The 16296-nt window shown below is 28.0% G+C and carries 17 protein-coding genes; 2 read left to right on the top strand and 15 right to left on the bottom strand.

Features of this window, described 5'->3' with window-relative positions:
• The first annotated feature begins 45 nt into the window (after positions 1 to 45).
• A complete protein-coding gene (gene gatA, locus Q0J90_RS07790) occupies positions 46 to 1494 on the top strand; it encodes an Asp-tRNA(Asn)/Glu-tRNA(Gln) amidotransferase subunit GatA (protein WP_028329459.1) in 1449 nt (482 codons plus the stop codon).
• A gap of 63 nt (positions 1495 to 1557) precedes the next feature.
• Here the strand turns inward: gatA and truB are convergent, their stop codons facing one another.
• Together truB and Q0J90_RS07780 are read right to left on the bottom strand one after the other, a co-directional pair.
• Entirely contained in the window at positions 1558 to 2442 is an 885-nt protein-coding gene (gene truB, locus Q0J90_RS07785) for a tRNA pseudouridine(55) synthase TruB (protein ID WP_297277367.1), read from the bottom strand.
• A 7-nt stretch (positions 2443 to 2449) separates the two neighbouring features.
• Positions 2450 to 3196 carry a hypothetical protein gene (locus tag Q0J90_RS07780; protein WP_297277366.1) on the bottom strand — a complete coding sequence of 249 codons (747 nt, stop codon included), beginning with the start codon at positions 3194 to 3196 and terminating at the stop codon, positions 2450 to 2452.
• 81 nt (positions 3197 to 3277) lie between these two features.
• Between Q0J90_RS07780 and Q0J90_RS07775 the strand changes: the two genes are divergently transcribed.
• Complete coding sequence (locus Q0J90_RS07775; RefSeq protein ID WP_297277365.1) at positions 3278 to 3910, top strand: hypothetical protein; 633 nt, start codon at positions 3278 to 3280, stop codon at positions 3908 to 3910.
• A 2-nt stretch (positions 3911 to 3912) separates the two neighbouring features.
• On the opposite strand, the gene uvrC is transcribed toward Q0J90_RS07775, so the two are convergent.
• From uvrC to pheT, 13 genes are all read right to left on the bottom strand, one after another.
• The gene (uvrC, locus tag Q0J90_RS07770) at positions 3913 to 5763 is read right to left on the bottom strand and encodes an excinuclease ABC subunit UvrC (RefSeq protein WP_297277364.1); all 1851 of its coding nucleotides are present in this window, start codon (positions 5761 to 5763) and stop codon (positions 3913 to 3915) included.
• 53 nt (positions 5764 to 5816) lie between these two features.
• A complete protein-coding gene (locus Q0J90_RS07765) occupies positions 5817 to 6464 on the bottom strand; it encodes a hypothetical protein (RefSeq protein WP_297277363.1) in 648 nt (215 codons plus the stop codon).
• The gene (locus Q0J90_RS07760) at positions 6464 to 7087 is read right to left on the bottom strand and encodes an SIS domain-containing protein (RefSeq protein WP_297277362.1); all 624 of its coding nucleotides are present in this window, start codon (positions 7085 to 7087) and stop codon (positions 6464 to 6466) included. The genes Q0J90_RS07765 and Q0J90_RS07760 overlap by 1 nt, the downstream gene beginning before the upstream one ends.
• Before the next feature lie 25 nt (positions 7088 to 7112).
• A complete protein-coding gene (locus Q0J90_RS07755) occupies positions 7113 to 8612 on the bottom strand; it encodes a sugar ABC transporter ATP-binding protein (RefSeq protein ID WP_297277361.1) in 1500 nt (499 codons plus the stop codon).
• Positions 8613 to 8629: 17 nt separating this feature from the next.
• The gene (locus Q0J90_RS07750) at positions 8630 to 8935 is read right to left on the bottom strand and encodes a hypothetical protein (RefSeq protein WP_211232582.1); all 306 of its coding nucleotides are present in this window, start codon (positions 8933 to 8935) and stop codon (positions 8630 to 8632) included.
• The gene (locus Q0J90_RS07745) at positions 8932 to 9591 is read right to left on the bottom strand and encodes a substrate-binding domain-containing protein (protein ID WP_297277360.1); all 660 of its coding nucleotides are present in this window, start codon (positions 9589 to 9591) and stop codon (positions 8932 to 8934) included. The genes Q0J90_RS07750 and Q0J90_RS07745 overlap by 4 nt, the downstream gene beginning before the upstream one ends.
• A gap of 42 nt (positions 9592 to 9633) precedes the next feature.
• Positions 9634 to 9951, bottom strand: coding sequence for a hypothetical protein (locus Q0J90_RS07740; RefSeq protein ID WP_297277359.1), 318 nt, complete (start codon positions 9949 to 9951; stop codon positions 9634 to 9636).
• Entirely contained in the window at positions 9870 to 10613 is a 744-nt protein-coding gene (locus Q0J90_RS07735; protein WP_297277358.1) for an ABC transporter permease, read from the bottom strand. The genes Q0J90_RS07740 and Q0J90_RS07735 overlap by 82 nt, the downstream gene beginning before the upstream one ends.
• Positions 10603 to 11292: an FGGY-family carbohydrate kinase gene (locus Q0J90_RS07730; RefSeq protein WP_297277368.1), complete on the bottom strand. Its 690-nt coding sequence runs from the start codon at positions 11290 to 11292 to the stop codon at positions 10603 to 10605. Before Q0J90_RS07730 ends, Q0J90_RS07735 begins: the two co-directional genes overlap by 11 nt.
• 15 nt (positions 11293 to 11307) lie before the next feature.
• On the bottom strand, positions 11308 to 12057 hold the full coding sequence (locus Q0J90_RS07725; RefSeq protein ID WP_297277357.1) for an FGGY family carbohydrate kinase: 750 nt from the start codon (positions 12055 to 12057) through the stop codon (positions 11308 to 11310).
• A gap of 16 nt (positions 12058 to 12073) precedes the next feature.
• Complete coding sequence (locus Q0J90_RS07720; protein WP_297277356.1) at positions 12074 to 12922, bottom strand: MurR/RpiR family transcriptional regulator; 849 nt, start codon at positions 12920 to 12922, stop codon at positions 12074 to 12076.
• A gap of 505 nt (positions 12923 to 13427) precedes the next feature.
• Entirely contained in the window at positions 13428 to 13826 is a 399-nt protein-coding gene (locus Q0J90_RS07715; protein WP_297277355.1) for a phosphoribosyltransferase, read from the bottom strand.
• A gap of 23 nt (positions 13827 to 13849) precedes the next feature.
• Positions 13850 to 16270 carry a phenylalanine--tRNA ligase subunit beta gene (gene pheT, locus Q0J90_RS07710; RefSeq protein ID WP_297277354.1) on the bottom strand — a complete coding sequence of 807 codons (2421 nt, stop codon included), beginning with the start codon at positions 16268 to 16270 and terminating at the stop codon, positions 13850 to 13852.
• Positions 16271 to 16296 lie beyond the last annotated feature (26 nt).

Raw genomic sequence — 16296 nt, 5'->3', positions numbered from 1 at the left:
AAATTAATAACTTTTATTATATTTTTGTTCAAGAGGTTTTTTACTATGGAGTTAAATGAATTAACTATAATTCAAATAAGAGAAAAATTAAAAAATAAGGAAATAGATGCTCCTACATTAGTTGATTCTATTATAAAAAAAATAGAAGCTGATGATAAAAGAGAAGATAAAATATTCGCTTATCTTGAAGTTTTTAAAGATGAAGCATTAGAACAAGCTAAAAAAGCACAGGATAGAATAAACAATGGAGAGGATTTACCATTATTAGGTGTTCCTATAGCCATTAAAGATAATCTATGTTATAAAGATCATTTAATGACAGCTTCTTCAAAAATGCTTGAAGGTTATAAAGCACCTTATACAGCTCCTACAGTTCAAAGATTAATAGATAACGGAGCTATTATAATAGGCAGAACTAATATGGATGAATTTGCTATGGGAGGAACTACAGAAACTTCCAATTACGGCATAACTAGAAACCCTATAAACAGAAATCATGTACCAGGAGGATCTTCCGGCGGTTCTGCTGCTGCTGTTGCTGCTAACTTTGCTTTTGGAGCTTTGGGAAGCGATACAGGAGGTTCTATAAGACAGCCTGCATCATTCTGCGGAATAGTTGGTGTTAAGCCTACTTATGGAAGAGTACCTAGACTTGGATGTATAGCTATGGCAAGCAGTTTGGATCAAGTAGGACCATTAACTAAAGATGTTAAAGATGCTGCTTTAATGACTAAAGTTATAGCTGGTTTTGATCCTAAAGAGTCTACAACATTAAATATTCCTGTTCCTGATTATGTTTCTGCTTTAGACGGTAATATTAAAGGTATGAAAATAGGACTTGCTAAAGAGTATTATGATACAGATTTAATAGCACATGATGTAAAAGAAAATATAATGGATGCTATTGGAAAATTAAAAGATCAAGGCGCTGAAATAGTTGATATTAGTCTTCCTAATGCTAAATATGGTTCAAGAGTTTATACTGCTGTTATGGCCGTTGAAGTAGCATCAAATATGGGAAGATATGACGGAATAAGATACGGTTATCACCCTAAAGGCGATTTCAATTTAGATGAATATTATTATACTTCAAGAAGCGTAGGACTTGCTTTTGAAACTAGGGCTAGAATACTATTCGGAACTTTAATGACTGGTAAAAGATTCTTCTACAGCCATTATCAGCATGCTTTAAAAGTAAGAAAATTAATGCAGATGGATTTTGATAATGCATTCAAGAATGTTGATGTTATAATATCTCCTTCATCTCCTGTAACTGCTGGTCTTTTAGGCACAAGAGATCAAACTGACAGTGCTTTAAGTTTCTTAGCTGACAGTTATACTTCTAATATAAACTTGGTTGGGCTTCCTGCAATGAGCGTTCCTTGCGGTGTAGATAAAAACAATATGCCTATAGGTATACAGTTTATAACTAAGCAGTTTGACGAAGTATCTATGTTCAAAATGGCTTATGCTCATGAATTATTAAACAAATAATATAAAAAATTTAAATAAATAAAATAAAGCATTGATTTTAATAATCTTTGCTTTATTTTTTTATTATATATTTATAAATGAATAGGTATTTTTTTTATCAGAATCATTTGTAATAACAGCAATTAAATTATTATTTTCATCATTCAAAACTAAATATTTATTTTTTATCTCTATAGATTCAATCATTTTAGTATTGCCGCATAGTATTTGTTTTACTGTTTCTTTATCTTTAATAACAACATTATCTAAATCTTTAAACATATCAGAAAAAGAAAGTATATTATCGCAATTTATATTTTCTATATTATAAGCCATATTTATATTATATTCGCCTATAGAATATCTTGTAAGACTTTTAGTATATGCAAGATTATTTGTAATAATGCCTATATCTCTAATAATAGACCTTATATAAGTACCTTTGCTTACAGAAGTTTTTATTTTGAAATATGGATAATTATATTCGAGAAGCTCAATATTATTAATGCATACATTTACACTTTTTAATTCAAATTTTTCATTAGCTCTAGCCATATCATAAGCCCTTTTACCGTTTATTTTTTTGGCACTATATATAGGCGGTTTTTGTATAATATTTCCAGAAAAATTTGTTTTTATAAGTTTATCTAATTCTTCAAAACTTAATATATTTTTATAATCTGATACAGACAAAACTTTTCCTTCTACATCATCTGTATCTCTGCTTTCACCAAATACGCCTTCAGCAATATATTCTTTAGGCATGTCATCAAATAAGAAAAAAAGTTTAGTATATCTTCCAAAAGCTAGTATTAAAACTCCGTCTGCAAAAGGATCCAATGTTCCTACATGCCCTACTCTTTTTTCTATTATATTATATTCTTCTCTAAAATGTTTTTTTATTTTTTTTATAGTATCAAAAGATGTTATTCCAATAGGTTTATTAACAATACAAAATCCTTTAAGCAAATTAAACCTACCCTCTTATTATCTGCAGTGAATTAAAATAAATATTTAAAATATTATCTGATATATTATAAATAGTATCATATCTTTTTGAAAATAAATTCTCTCCTATAGACTTAACTAAATCATCTATAGTCTCTATATTATGTCTTAAAGTCCCAAGCTGTTCCTGAGATAAATGAAGCAGATGAATATTACTTTTATCAAATTCTGATATTGTCATTTTAGTGGCATTATCAAGCAAATAATAAACAACCAATAACTTCTCTTCCTCTTCCTGAGTAAGTACAGTATTAGAAGAACCGTATATTTTTGATAATTCATACATTCTAAATGCAGTTTTATATATAGAATTTAAATTATCAAAAAACCAATTTACATTATTTCTTTTTCTCAAATCCGATAAAACATATTTTATATCATGCATTATGGAGTATCCGGCACTCTCATCTTCTCCGCTGGATATATAATAATGAGAACGTATTAATATGTCCTGCAAACTGTCAAAGTCTGCTTTCCATTGAGGATCTTCTATATTAACATTATAGTATTTATTTTTGAAATCATCCCATACTATTATAAATTTCTCTATAACTTCTTTTCCGTTAGAATTATTTGAATCTCTAATATTTAAAAGAGCATCAATATAAGATTTATCCAAAGATGCCATATCTTCAAGAAAATTATCTTCCTGCTTAGCACATGAAGTGAAAATTGCAATAAACAATGCTGATAAAATAATTAATTTTATTTTCAATATATAATCTCCATTTTTTACAATTATTAATATTATTAAGTTAAAATAATTAATATATTAAAGGATAACCTATTATAAACTATGAAAAAAAACAATACAAATTTTTTATTGATATTTTTTATATTTCTATCAATTATAACAGTATCATGTTCAAAAAGCAATGTTAAAAAAGGAATATTATATTCAAAATCATACAGCGATTTAAATTATGATGCCAGCAAATCAAAAGCAATAGACAGCATATACTATTCTATAGCAGAACAGACAGCTCAATCAATAAATAGAAATGATTTCAATGTGGTTGCTGTACATTTAAAAGATAAAAATTTAATAGATTTTGATAATAAAGACATAGCAAATATAAAACAATATGAAAAAAATAATAATTTTTACACTGAAATAAAAGTTAAAGATGATTCAATATATGAAAAGACATTAGAGGCTTTAAAACTCATAAAAAAAGAAGGCTCTGTAGAAGAAAAATTTTTTAGAGCAAATGCCTCTATAGAAATTACTGAAAATTTAAGTGCTTATACAAGACAAATACTCACTCAAAATGCCTTAAAAAGAGCTTATAAATCTTTATATAACATATTAATAGATTCCGGAATAGAAGCTGATAATGCCATTAAATTAACAAATAATGCATATATATTAGAGGAAAGCTATACTTCAAATGAATATAATGTTGTAATAGAAACAGAATTAGAATAATATTATGCATCATGAAAATGATTATATATATTATTAGCTGCTTTATAACTTATACCAGGTATATTACGTATACTTTCTAATGAAGCTCTTTTTATATTATCAATATTGATAAAATGAGCATATAATTTTTCTATAGTTTTTTTACCAAGCCCTTCAATATTTTCAAGCTCGCTTTTAACCATTTCTCTGCTTCTTTTCTTTCCATGACTTGTATTAACAAATCTATGCGTTTCATCTCTAACTTTCTGTAAAAAAAGTCTTGCAGGCTCATTATCATTTAACTGAACAGGTTTATCTCTATTAGGCAAATATATCTCTTCAAATTTTTTAGCAAGTGCCATTATAGGCTGCCCCTTTATATCAAGCTCTTTCAATGCTTCTATAGCAGAATTAAGCTGTCCGCGTCCTCCGTCTATTAATATTAAATCTGGAAATGTCAGATTCTCTTCTTTAAGTCTTTTATATCTTCTATAAACAGCCTCTTTTATAGAAGCAAAATCATCTATTCCTGTAACTGTTTTCATATTAAATATTCTGTAATTCTTGTTGTCTGATACTCCATTAACAAATCTAACCATTCCAGCCATAGTATAGCTTCCCTGAATATGTGCTATATCGAATGATTCTATTATAGTAGGAGCACGCTTCAATTTAAATATTTCCTGAAGTCTTGTTATTCCTAAAGGTATTTCTCTTACAAGTGCCTTTTCTTTAAACAAATGCTTAGCATTCTCATTTGCTATATCCATAAGACCTTTTTTAGTATTATCCAATTTAATATCAACATCTCTTCCTGATATTTTTTTTAAATAATCTTTTATAACATCAGCATCTATAATTGGAAAATCAGTTGATATTGAGGAAGGTATGAGATTAGCATGAGTATAATATTGTGTAAAAAAAGCAGATATAACCTCAGAATATTTTGATACCTTTTTATCATCATAATAATCATCTTCGATATTTTCTGCAGCCTGCATATTGAAAGTTTTCCTGTCTATAAGTTTTCCTCCTTTAACAGATAAAATAACTATTATATAATTACCATTCTCTCCATAAGCACCTATTATATCTATATCATCGCTTTCAGGAATATATATGCTCTGTTCTACAGTTATATATTTAAGCAAATCTATTTTATCCCTTAAATCTTTTGCAGCTTCAAATTCTAATTTTTCGGCATGCTGAAACATATCTTGCTTAAGTTTAGCAACAAGTTCATCAACATTCCCTTCAAGCACCATAATGGCTTCTTCTATTGTTTTATCATATTCTTCTTCATTAATTAAATTGGCACAAGGAGCTGTACATTTTCCTATATGATGATAAAGACAAGGTCTTATGGGTCTTTTTAAAGGAAAATCATATTTACATCTTCTTAATTTAAAATTATCAACTATAAACTTAACTATATTATCTGCTTTCTCAGCAGCAACATAAGGTCCGTAATATTTTTTATATTTGCTTGCATTTTCTTTATCTATAACATTTCTTGCTTTAATAACTCTTGGAAAATGTTCATTTGTGATGGCTATAAATGGAAATGATTTCTGATCTTTAAGCAATATATTATAATGAGGCTTATGCTTTCTTATCATCTCAGCTTCTAATATCAAAGCTTCAACTTCATTTTCTGTCAATATATAATCAATATCCCTTATATGATCAACAAGTGCTGTAGTTTTAGCATCTTTATTAGAATTATTAAAATATGATGATACTCTTTTTTTTAGAGATTTTGCCTTACCTATATAAATTATGGCAGAATTAATATCTTTCATAAAGTATACACCAGATTTATCAGGTATACGCTTTAATTTATCATATATATAGCTTTTAATTTCTTGATTCATAATTACATTATATAAAATAACAGCAAAAATTTCAAAATTTTAACAATTAATTATTATTTATTTATAACACTATTTACTAAATCTAATTTATTTGTACTATTATAAAAGCACCTTCCCATAATAACTTTACCAGCTCCATTATTTATACATTTAAAAGCTTTATCTATATCCAATGCTCCATCAACAGATATAGTTATATTACTATTATTCAAAATATATGAAGCTTTATTTATATTCTCAAAACTATCCTCTATGAATGCACTATTTTTAATACCAGGTCTTGCAGTCATAATGAGAATTTCATCAATAAAACCTAAATACCTTTCTATTTCCAAAATATCATTTTCTGGAGAAATCGCTATTGATGATTTTATCCCAGAACTTCGTATATACTTCAAAATATCTATAGTATTATTATATGATTCTACTCCAATATGTATTGCTATAGAATTCAAATCAAATTTTGAAAATTCTCTTACAGTTTCTTTCAGATTATAAGTCATTAAATGAACATCTATAGGTATACTCGTATAATCAATGACGTATTCTAAATCATGTATACTTAATCCAGTCATAGGCACAAATTTCCCATCCATAACATCAAAATGCAAATATGTTACATTATATTCTTTAGCTTCATTTAATGAATCAAGCATATTATTATGATTTGAAGAAAATATTGATAAAGAAAAATCAGACATTATATTTTCTCGTCAGAATATAAAATTTTTCCTGTAAGTTTTCTTCCTACAGCACCACCAGGATGTATTAAACTAAAATCTTCTTTAGAGAAACCTTTTTCTTTCATAATTGTAATTATTACAGCATCAAATATAGCTATTAATACAATAATACTTGAAGTTGCTAAAAGATTAAAATCATCAGCTTCTTTTGAAATTTTCAATTTAAAGAATATATCACTCTCTTTTGCAAGAGAAGAATTTTCATTTTCTGTTATTCCTATTAAAAGTGATTTTTTTTGTTTTATAGCTGGAATCATAGATGTTAATTCCATTGTTTCTCCGCCCTTAGACAATAATATTACTATATCTTCTTTTTGAACTAATCCCAATCCTCCATGAACTGCATCAGAAGGACTTAAAAATACTGAAGGACATTCTGTACATGAAAGTGTATGAGCTATTTTTTTAGCAGCTTCCCCTGAAGTTCCGCATCCGGAAATAATAATTTTGCCTTTACAATTCATTATAGCATCTACTATTGAATCTAAAACTTTTTCATCATAATTATTCAATACTTCTAATATACTGTCACTTTCTGCTTTTAATACATAATCTATAATATCTTTTCTATTTTTATTCATAAATATATCCTCTTTTATTATTTTATTAAAATACTGATTCTCTTAAATTAGTAACTGTAATATCACTGCCTTTTAAAACAATATCTCTGCATTGACCATCTTTAAATATTATGACTCTATCAGCAGTTTCTACTAATTCTTCTTCTTCACTTGAAACTATAATTATTGATTTACCTAATTTAGCTAATGATCTTATTATATTATAAATATCAGCCTTAGCTCCTAAATCAACACCTTTCGTAGGTTCATCCAACAGCAATAAATTTGAATTTTCTTCTATTATTCTAGCCAATAATGCCTTTTGCTGATTTCCTCCAGATAAAGATTTAATACTATTATAAACATTTCCTTTTATTTGAATTTTTTCTAATGTATTTAATATTTGCTTATCTAATTTTGTATAATTCAAATTAAATCCATTACTAAATCTTTGCAAAGAAGTTATAGATGAATTTATAATAGCCGACATTAAAGGAATAATACCAAAATGTTTTCTATCTTCAGTTAAATATGATATTCCAGTTTTTATAGCATGCAAAGGATCCTTAGGTTCATATTTATTGCCATCTATTAATATATCTCCAGAATCTGCTTTATAAATACCATACATAGTATGACAAAAACTAGTTCTTCCAGATCCAACTAATCCATAAATTCCTAAGATTTCTCCTTTGTAAGATCTTAAATTTATATTCTTTAATTTTAAAGTTGATAAATTTTTTACTTCCAAAAAAGGTTTAGTATAATCAATATTAAATTCATTATCCGTTTTACTATATATCAATTCTTTTTCATTTTCCTTTTTTCCTATTATAGAATAAACAATATCTTTTTTAGAAAAATTACCGCTTTTAGCATTAAACAGCATTTTTCCGCCAGACATAACAGATACTTCATCGCAATATGGTAAAACTTCATCTATTTTATGAGATACTATTGCAACTCCAATATTATTTTCTCTTACTATCTTTTGAACATCTTTCAATAAAATATCTGACTGTTTACTTTCAAGTGCTGTTGTAGGCTCATCTAATATAATAAATTTAGCTTTTCTATCCAAATTTATTATAACTTCTATTATTTGTTTTATTGGATGTGTTAGATTCTTTACATACTCTTTTGGATTAACATTTATATTATGTTTCTCCAGCAATTGTTTAGAATACTCAAGCATATACTTTTCATTGATAATACCAAATTTATTTCCAAATTCTCTTCCTAAAAATATATTTTCCATAACAGTTAAATCAGGTATAAGTCTAAGCTCTTGATAAACACAAGCTATTCCAGAAGACAAAGCAACTTGTGGAGAAGATAATGTAATAGTTTCTCCATTTAATTGCAATGTACCATCTTCAGGTTTTTCAACTCCAGCCATCACTTTTAATAAAGTAGATTTCCCAGCTCCATTATGTCCAAATAAACCATGAATAGTACCAGATTGTATTCTAAAATTTATGCCATGTAAAATTCTTACCCCAGAATATTCTTTTATTATATTGCAAGCATCATAAGAATCTAACATAATTCCTCCCAAAATAATTAATACGCAAATGGTAAAACTTCAGCCGCATTATCTTTGTTTACTAATAAAGGAGGGCTATTTAATATATATTCGATATTATTAGTATCACCACTTAAATATTTTTTAACACTGTCTGTAGCCAATCTAGCTAATTTATCAGGCTCTTGTATAGCACCAGCAATTATATCCCCTTTTTGTATTAATTGAACACCTGCTTTATCTACAAAAGCATATAATTTTACTTTATCTTTTAATCCTAATTGTGATATAGCAGCAGCAGCGCCTAGAGCAGCAGGCTCTGTATCAGCAAATACTACATTCAATCAGGATTACCCTGAAGCATCTCAGTAGTAACTTTAAGAGAAGTTGTTTCTTCAACCTTACCATTAACTAAAGCAGCTACTTTGAAATTAGGATTAACTGAAGCGGCTTTTTCAAAACCTGTATCTCTAGCCATAGCAGAAATAGAAGTTGGTTCTCCTACAATACCAACTATAATTGAAGCTGTAGTACCCATATCTTTTATTAATTGTTCACCAATATAATATCCGCCAGCTTCTTGATCTGTTTGTATACCCTGTATCATAACAGCATTTTGCTCTTTCATACCATCTGAATCTGGTAATATATTAATTGTAAATACAGGAATATTAGCCTTATTTAACTCTAATATTTGAGATACACCAGGACCAGAACTAACATGATTCAATACAACAGCATCTACCTTTTGTTCTATAAAACTTTGAACATGTGAAAGCTGTTTAGCGTCGTCATTATCTGCTATTAGCACTCTAATTGTAAATCCATTTGAAGCCCCGTATTCTTCAAAAGTTTTTTTCATGGTTACATAATATGGATTTGTAATATTTGGAAGACTTATTCCTACAACTTTTTGAGCAGAAGTATCAGAAGCACCTCCTCTATTACAAGATATTAGCATAACACCTATTAGAAAAAATAATGCTGCCTTTTTTAACATATAAATCTCCTTAAAATTATTATTTTTAATAAAAGTTAATAATTAACTATTATTTTTTTTGAATATCTTTTTGAATATTGTTTTGTCAAAGGATTTTGTAGTGTCTATAATTACACCTATCAAAATAATTACTCCTATCACTAAAGGCTGCCAATAAGCACTTACATTCATAACATTCATTAAATTTGATATGGAAGCTATCATAACAGCGCCTATCATAGCACCTAGTATTGTCCCTATACCTCCAAATAAGCTAACACCTCCTACAACAGCACCTGCTATAGAGAAAAATAATTCTTCTCCTCTTCCCCTGTAGGATATCCAACCATTAATCTTGAACCATATATTAAACCTCCGCATGCTGCACATAACCCACTAATAGCATAAACAAGCATAATTGTTTTAGATATATTAATACCTGCTAATCTTGATGAATCAGCATTTCCTCCAACAGCATATATATGTACACCTTTTACAGTTCTTTTTAGAAAGTATGAAGATATTATAGCAGCAATTATTAAAGCTATAACAGGAAAAGGTATTGAAAAAATTCTTCCCTGACCTATAAAGCTATAAGCAGTATCTGTAACTCTTATGGAATTTGCTTTTGTAATAATTTGAGGAATTGAAGCAGCAACCCCCTGCATTGCAAAAGTAACTATAAATGGAGGAACCTTAGTTTTTGATATAATAAACCCATTAACAAATCCAGTAAATGCCCCAATTGCTAATACTAAAATAACAGCAACATACCATGCTAATTGAAGATATTCCATAAATACAGCAGCCAAAACACATGTCATTGCAACTATAGAACCTGTTGATAAATCTATACCTCCTGTAAGCAATACGAATGTCTGTCCTAAACATAAGAAACATATTACTGATCCATTAAGCAATAATATTAAAATATTAGAAACTGTTAAAAAATTAGGTGTTGCAATAAATCCAACCAATAATACCAAAAGCATTACTACGGCTATTCCTGTTTCATTTGGTAATTTTAATTTCTTATTTTCCATAAATACACTCCTCATATTTTTTAGCATAAAAATTATATGATTCTCTTATAGATTGAAAATCAACATCTCTTGGAGAAGATACCTTATCTATATTTAAAGCCCATTCATCCATTAATTCTTGTATATCAATATTTTTATAAGAACTTACAGCATACAAAGCAGCACCGGCAGCTACTGTCTCTACATATTGACAAGTATAAATATCTTTCGATGATAAATCTGATAAAAATTGTCTATATGCTGTACTCTTTGATCCGCCACCGGTAACTATTATTTTTCCATTATTTTCTACTCCTACACTTTTTAATATATCCAATCCTTCTAGTAAATTGCAAACAACACCTTTTACTGCTGTACTTGCTATATTCTCTCTTGAAATATCGCTTCTCATACCTGTAAAAAATCCTGAAGCTAAAGGAAGATTAGGTGAACGCTCTCCATCTAAATAAGGAACCAAATTTAATCCATTATCCAATTTATCGCGTAATGCTAAATTATCAAATTCTTCAAAAGATACGTGTAAAATTCTTCTAAAAGCATCTGTAACCTTTGATGAATTTAATGTTGTAAACATTGGCATAAATCTATCTGTTGCATCAGCATATAAATTTAGCATACCATTATATGAATTTTTTATAGCTTTTTTTGTTACAGAATATACAGTTCCGCTAGTACCTATAGATATTACTGTATCTCATTCTTTACAATTTAATCCTATTGCTGCTGCCATATTATCGCCTGTACCCATTCCTACAATAGCACCTTGAAGTTCTTTAAGTTCATCTATAAATTTTACTTCTCCAGCTATAGAATTTGAAGGATAAATTTTTGGAAGTTTACTGCTTATATCAGTTTTAAGACATTTTTTTAATACATCATAATCATATTCATTAGTATAAGGATTTAAATATCCTGTACCTGATCCTCCGCCTCTTTCTGTAACAAAATTGCCAGTAAGTTTAAAAATCAAATAATCTGCAGGAAGCATTATATATTTTGCTTTTTCCAAAATATCGCTATAATGCTCTTCTGTCCATACAAGTTTCGATATTGTCAATGCCGGCCATGGTATAGATCCTGTATGACTTTCCCAATAACTATCTTCTATTATTTTTCTTATATCATCTGCATTTTTAGAAGATTCTGTATCATTCCATAATTTAGCTTTTCTTAATGAATTAGAATTTTCATCCAAAATAACAAGACCATGACCTTGCCCTCCTACAGCTATACAAGCTATTCTAGACAAATATTCTTTCAAATTATTAAAACACTCTATTAATGCATTCCACCAATCCTCAGGAAGCTGCTCACTGCATGGAGGATAGGTTGGCATATGCTTTGCTCTAGATTCAGCTATTATTTTACCATCTGACAAATTTCTTAGAACAACAGTACATGACTGTGTAGAAGAATCTATACCCGCTGCTATATCTCTAATCATGACAAACCTCTATAATTTATATTTTATTTATATTGATTACTTTCTCTGTCTTTTTAATGAACTGGTCATAATTTCTATTAGACTTAGTAACCACCCCCAAATATAATGCTTCTATAATAGCCTGATCTGCTACCCTTCTTGAAACTATATCTCTGCCGACTGTAAAATCTGATGCTGATATATATATTGGTATATCAACATATTTTAAAATAGATGATTTATTCATATGCGTTAAACATATAGTAGTAGCTCCACATTCCTTAGCTATTTTTATAGATTTCACTATATTACTAGAAGCACCTGAATAAGATATTGCTACAGCTACATCTCTATTAGTCATTAAACTAGATGTAATAAGCTGCAAATCAACATCTGTATAAGCAGAACATTTATAACCTATTCTTGAAAATTTTCTAAAAGCAAACTCTGCTACAATATGGGCATCCCCAACACCAAAAAAATGTACATTCTCAGCATTAATAATAGCATCCAATGCTTTTTGATAATTATCAGATGATAATGCCAAAGTATCATTTAATGTTTTTATATTATCATTAATAACCTTTTTTAAAATATCTATAATTGAATCTTCGGGAGATATTTCTTGAGTAATATTTTGACTGCTATCTATAACAGCTTCAAGAAATGATTGTTTAAAACTTGAAAATCCATCATATCCTAATCTTTTACAAAATCTTATTATAGATGTGTCGCTGCTGCCTATTTCCTGTGCCAATGTAAGCAAATTCATATTTCTTATATTTTCATAATTATCAAGTAAATATTTTGCTATTAACTTCTCAGCTTTAGGTAAAGTTGGCAATATAAAATTAATCTTTACAAAAATATCATTATTATTATTCATATTTTATTCTTAAAAACAAATATTTTATTTAATATGATTACAGTATAATCAAAAATAATTTCATTTTCAAGTAATTTTATATTTTATTTTTATTTTTTTTATTAGATTTCATATTAAACAAGAGTAAAAATCGATATCTAAATTATAAAAATAATAAATATTTGTTATATATGTAGTATATATACCTATATTTTTAGCTTCAATATATATAATACATAAAAAAAATTATATAATATATTATTATAAATAATTTTAATATTTTTAATTATTCAAAAATATTAAATAATTAAAAATATTTTCTTTGTTTTTTAATATAAAAAATGAAGAAAGTATTTTATAATATAATAAAAAGTAATTTATATGTGTGAAAATCATAGAATTCTAATATATAACAGAAAATAGAATGATACTAATTTTATTATTTTATTCCAAAAATCAATATATAATTTTTTTAATAATAAATGAACAATTAAATTTGAAAATTAGAATTTTCAATTAAATATTTTTATTTACTGGAAGATTTAGTTTCCCAAGGAAATAAAAGCCAATTATCATGATTGATATTTTTATAGCTGTATTTCGGCTTTATTTTACTTGTATGTTCTCTTACAAAAAGAGTTGCTATATCAAATTTCTGATCATCAAAATATCTTAGAGTTTCCCCTGTATCAGAAATATCATCAACTATAAGAGAATTTTTATTTTTTACTTTTAATCTCCAAACTTCTTCCATATTAAGAACCATAGGAATTTTAAGTCTATGAGAAAGCATAACAGCAGGTACAAGACCGCCTCTTGCAAGTCCGTATATTACCTCATAATGAATATTAGACTCTTCTATCTGTTTAGCTAAACTTTCAACAGCATCATCTATATCTGCCCAAGAAACTACATCATATTCCATAATATCAATCCAATAATTATTTTTTAAGAACGCAAAGTTATATCAAATCTATTTTTCAACATTTCAAGCAATGATGCTTCTGTAGAATTAATATCATCCTCTCTTAAAGTTCTATTAGGATCATAATAAGTAATAGATATAGCTATTGACTGCTTTCCCTCTTCAACCTGCTCGCCTATATATCTATCTACAACACTAACATTCTGCACTATACTGTCGAATTTACTTATAGATTTAATAACTTTACTGAATTCTATATCTCTACTGCAAACTAAAGCTAAATCCCTAAATACTGCCGGATATTTTCCTATATCTTTTAATTTAGGCTTTTTAACTCTCTCTTTAATAAGCTTCAATGTTTTTCTAATATCAATATCCAAGAAATATACATCAGAATCAATATCAAATATTTTTAATAATTTAGGATGAATCTTTCCAATAATTCCTATTTTCTCTCCGAATATAACTATTTCAGCAGACATAGTAGGTATGAACCAATTATGTTCTTTAGGAATTAAATTATAATCAGAACATTTTAAATCCTTAATCAAAAGCTCTTCTACAACACCGCTCATATCAAAGAAGTCATAAACTCTAGGCTCTTTATTCCATAATTTTTCCTGATAAAGTCCAAACATAACAGCAGAAAGATGCTTCTCTTCTACAAAAGATTCTCCCTCTTTATAGAATATATTTCCAACTTCAAATAAAGCACCATTTTTATGTCTATGATTTTGATTATAAACAACACTGTTAAGAAGAGAGGCTAAAGTAGTAGGTCTTAAAACATCCATTTCACTAGTAAGAGGATTAACAACTTTTATTAATTTTCCCTCATCAATACCAATAGCCTTAAATATATTACTATCACCCATAGAATACTGCTTAGTTTCATAAAGACCATAAGAAGCCATTCTATGTTTTATAAAACTTAGCTCTTTATAATCCGTATTTATAGGATTACATTTTATATGAGGTACATTTGATTCTATATTATTATAACCGTAAACTCTTGCAATCTCTTCTATTAAATCCTCAGCTATAGATAAATCATGTCTGTAAAAAGGTATATCTACCTTCAAATTATTCTCGCCAAGTGCTGCTGCCTTAAAACCATACCTTTTAAATATAGAAGATATTTCCATTCTATTCATATTAAGACCTAAATATCTTTTTACAAGTCCGCAGTCAAACACTATTCTATTAGCTTCAAGCTGTTTAACATTAACCTCTTTGGCTCTTGAAGCTATTTTACATGAATTATCAAAAGTAACTATTAAATCAACAACTCTATTTAAAGCAGCAAGAGTTAAAGTATGATCTATTTCTCTTTCAAATCTGTATGAAGCATCCGTTTTTGTATTTATAGCAATAGTAGATTTTTTTACTGCTATATGATCAAAATATGCACTTTCTATTAATATATTTTTAGTTTCAGGCTCAATTTTTGTACTATCACCGCCCATAACACCGGCAACACCTACAGGCTTTTCACTGTCAGCTATTACTAAAACTTCATCTGTAAGCTCAACTTCTCTTCCGTCCAACAGCTTTACTTTTTCTCCATTTTTAGCATTTCTAACTATGATTTTACCATCTTTTATTTTATCAAAATCATAAGCATGCAGAGGCTGACCATATTCAAGCATAACATAATTTGTAACATCAACTATATTATTTATAGGATTAATTCCGCACATTTTAAGTCTTTTCTGCATCCAATCAGGAGAAGGTCCTACAGTTACATCTTTAATAAGTCTTCCAATATATTTAGAACAGCTATCTTGATTTTCTATAGTAATATCTATATTTCCTCCAGCAGCATCATAACTATTAACAGGCGGTATGCTTACTCTTCTTTCCAATACTAAAGAACATTCGCGGGCAAAACCTATTATACTAACTAAATCACCTCTGTTTGCTGTAATTTCAACATTAAATATATGATCTGTACTTCCTACTATAGTGGATAAAGAATTTCCTAAAATATTTTCTTTATCAGCATGTACTTTATCTATACCATCATCTAATATCCAAATTCCATATACACCTTCTATTTCATCATATCCAAGCTCAGTTCTTGAACAAATCATACCATTACTTTCAAAACCTCTTATAGAAGCTTTCTTTATAGTGAGTCCATTAGGAAGTTTAGCACCTATCATAGCTACAGGAACATATATGCCTTCTCTTACATTAGAAGCTCCGCAAACAATTGATAATACATCATCGCCGACATCAACTTTACATACGCTAAGTTTATCAGCATCAGGATGTTTATGAACAGATGTTATTTTACCAATGATAACCCCAGGTATATCTCCTCCTGTTGTCTCTATTGATGAAATTTCACTTCCTGCAAGTGTTATTTTTTGTGCAATTTCTTCTACACTAAAACCATCTAAATTAACAAATTCTTTAAGCCAACTTAATGGAACTCTCATTATTATATCCTCAACTTAATATAAAA

The sequence above is a fragment of the uncultured Brachyspira sp. genome (assembly GCF_944390595.1).
GTDB lineage: Bacteria > Spirochaetota > Brachyspiria > Brachyspirales > Brachyspiraceae > Brachyspira.
Note: the sequence above shows the minus strand (reverse complement) of the source record. Positions and strands in the feature narration are given on the sequence as shown.

Coding starts and splice junctions, on each gene's coding strand:
- Q0J90_RS07725 (WP_297277357.1), bottom strand. CDS start 12,057: ATGATTAGAGATATAGCAGCGGGTATAGATTCTTCTACACAGTCATGT.
- Q0J90_RS07745 (WP_297277360.1), bottom strand. CDS start 9,591: ATGTTAAAAAAGGCAGCATTATTTTTTCTAATAGGTGTTATGCTAATA.
- Q0J90_RS07715 (WP_297277355.1), bottom strand. CDS start 13,826: ATGGAATATGATGTAGTTTCTTGGGCAGATATAGATGATGCTGTTGAA.
- Q0J90_RS07755 (WP_297277361.1), bottom strand. CDS start 8,612: ATGTTAGATTCTTATGATGCTTGCAATATAATAAAAGAATATTCTGGG.
- Q0J90_RS07740 (WP_297277359.1), bottom strand. CDS start 9,951: ATGCGGAGGTTTAATATATGGTTCAAGATTAATGGTTGGATATCCTAC.
- Q0J90_RS07760 (WP_297277362.1), bottom strand. CDS start 7,087: ATGAATAAAAATAGAAAAGATATTATAGATTATGTATTAAAAGCAGAA.
- uvrC (WP_297277364.1), bottom strand. CDS start 5,763: ATGAATCAAGAAATTAAAAGCTATATATATGATAAATTAAAGCGTATA.
- gatA (WP_028329459.1), top strand. CDS start 46: ATGGAGTTAAATGAATTAACTATAATTCAAATAAGAGAAAAATTAAAA.
- Q0J90_RS07775 (WP_297277365.1), top strand. CDS start 3,278: ATGAAAAAAAACAATACAAATTTTTTATTGATATTTTTTATATTTCTA.
- pheT (WP_297277354.1), bottom strand. CDS start 16,270: ATGAGAGTTCCATTAAGTTGGCTTAAAGAATTTGTTAATTTAGATGGT.
- Q0J90_RS07765 (WP_297277363.1), bottom strand. CDS start 6,464: ATGTCTGATTTTTCTTTATCAATATTTTCTTCAAATCATAATAATATG.
- Q0J90_RS07735 (WP_297277358.1), bottom strand. CDS start 10,613: ATGGAAAATAAGAAATTAAAATTACCAAATGAAACAGGAATAGCCGTA.
- Q0J90_RS07720 (WP_297277356.1), bottom strand. CDS start 12,922: ATGAATAATAATAATGATATTTTTGTAAAGATTAATTTTATATTGCCA.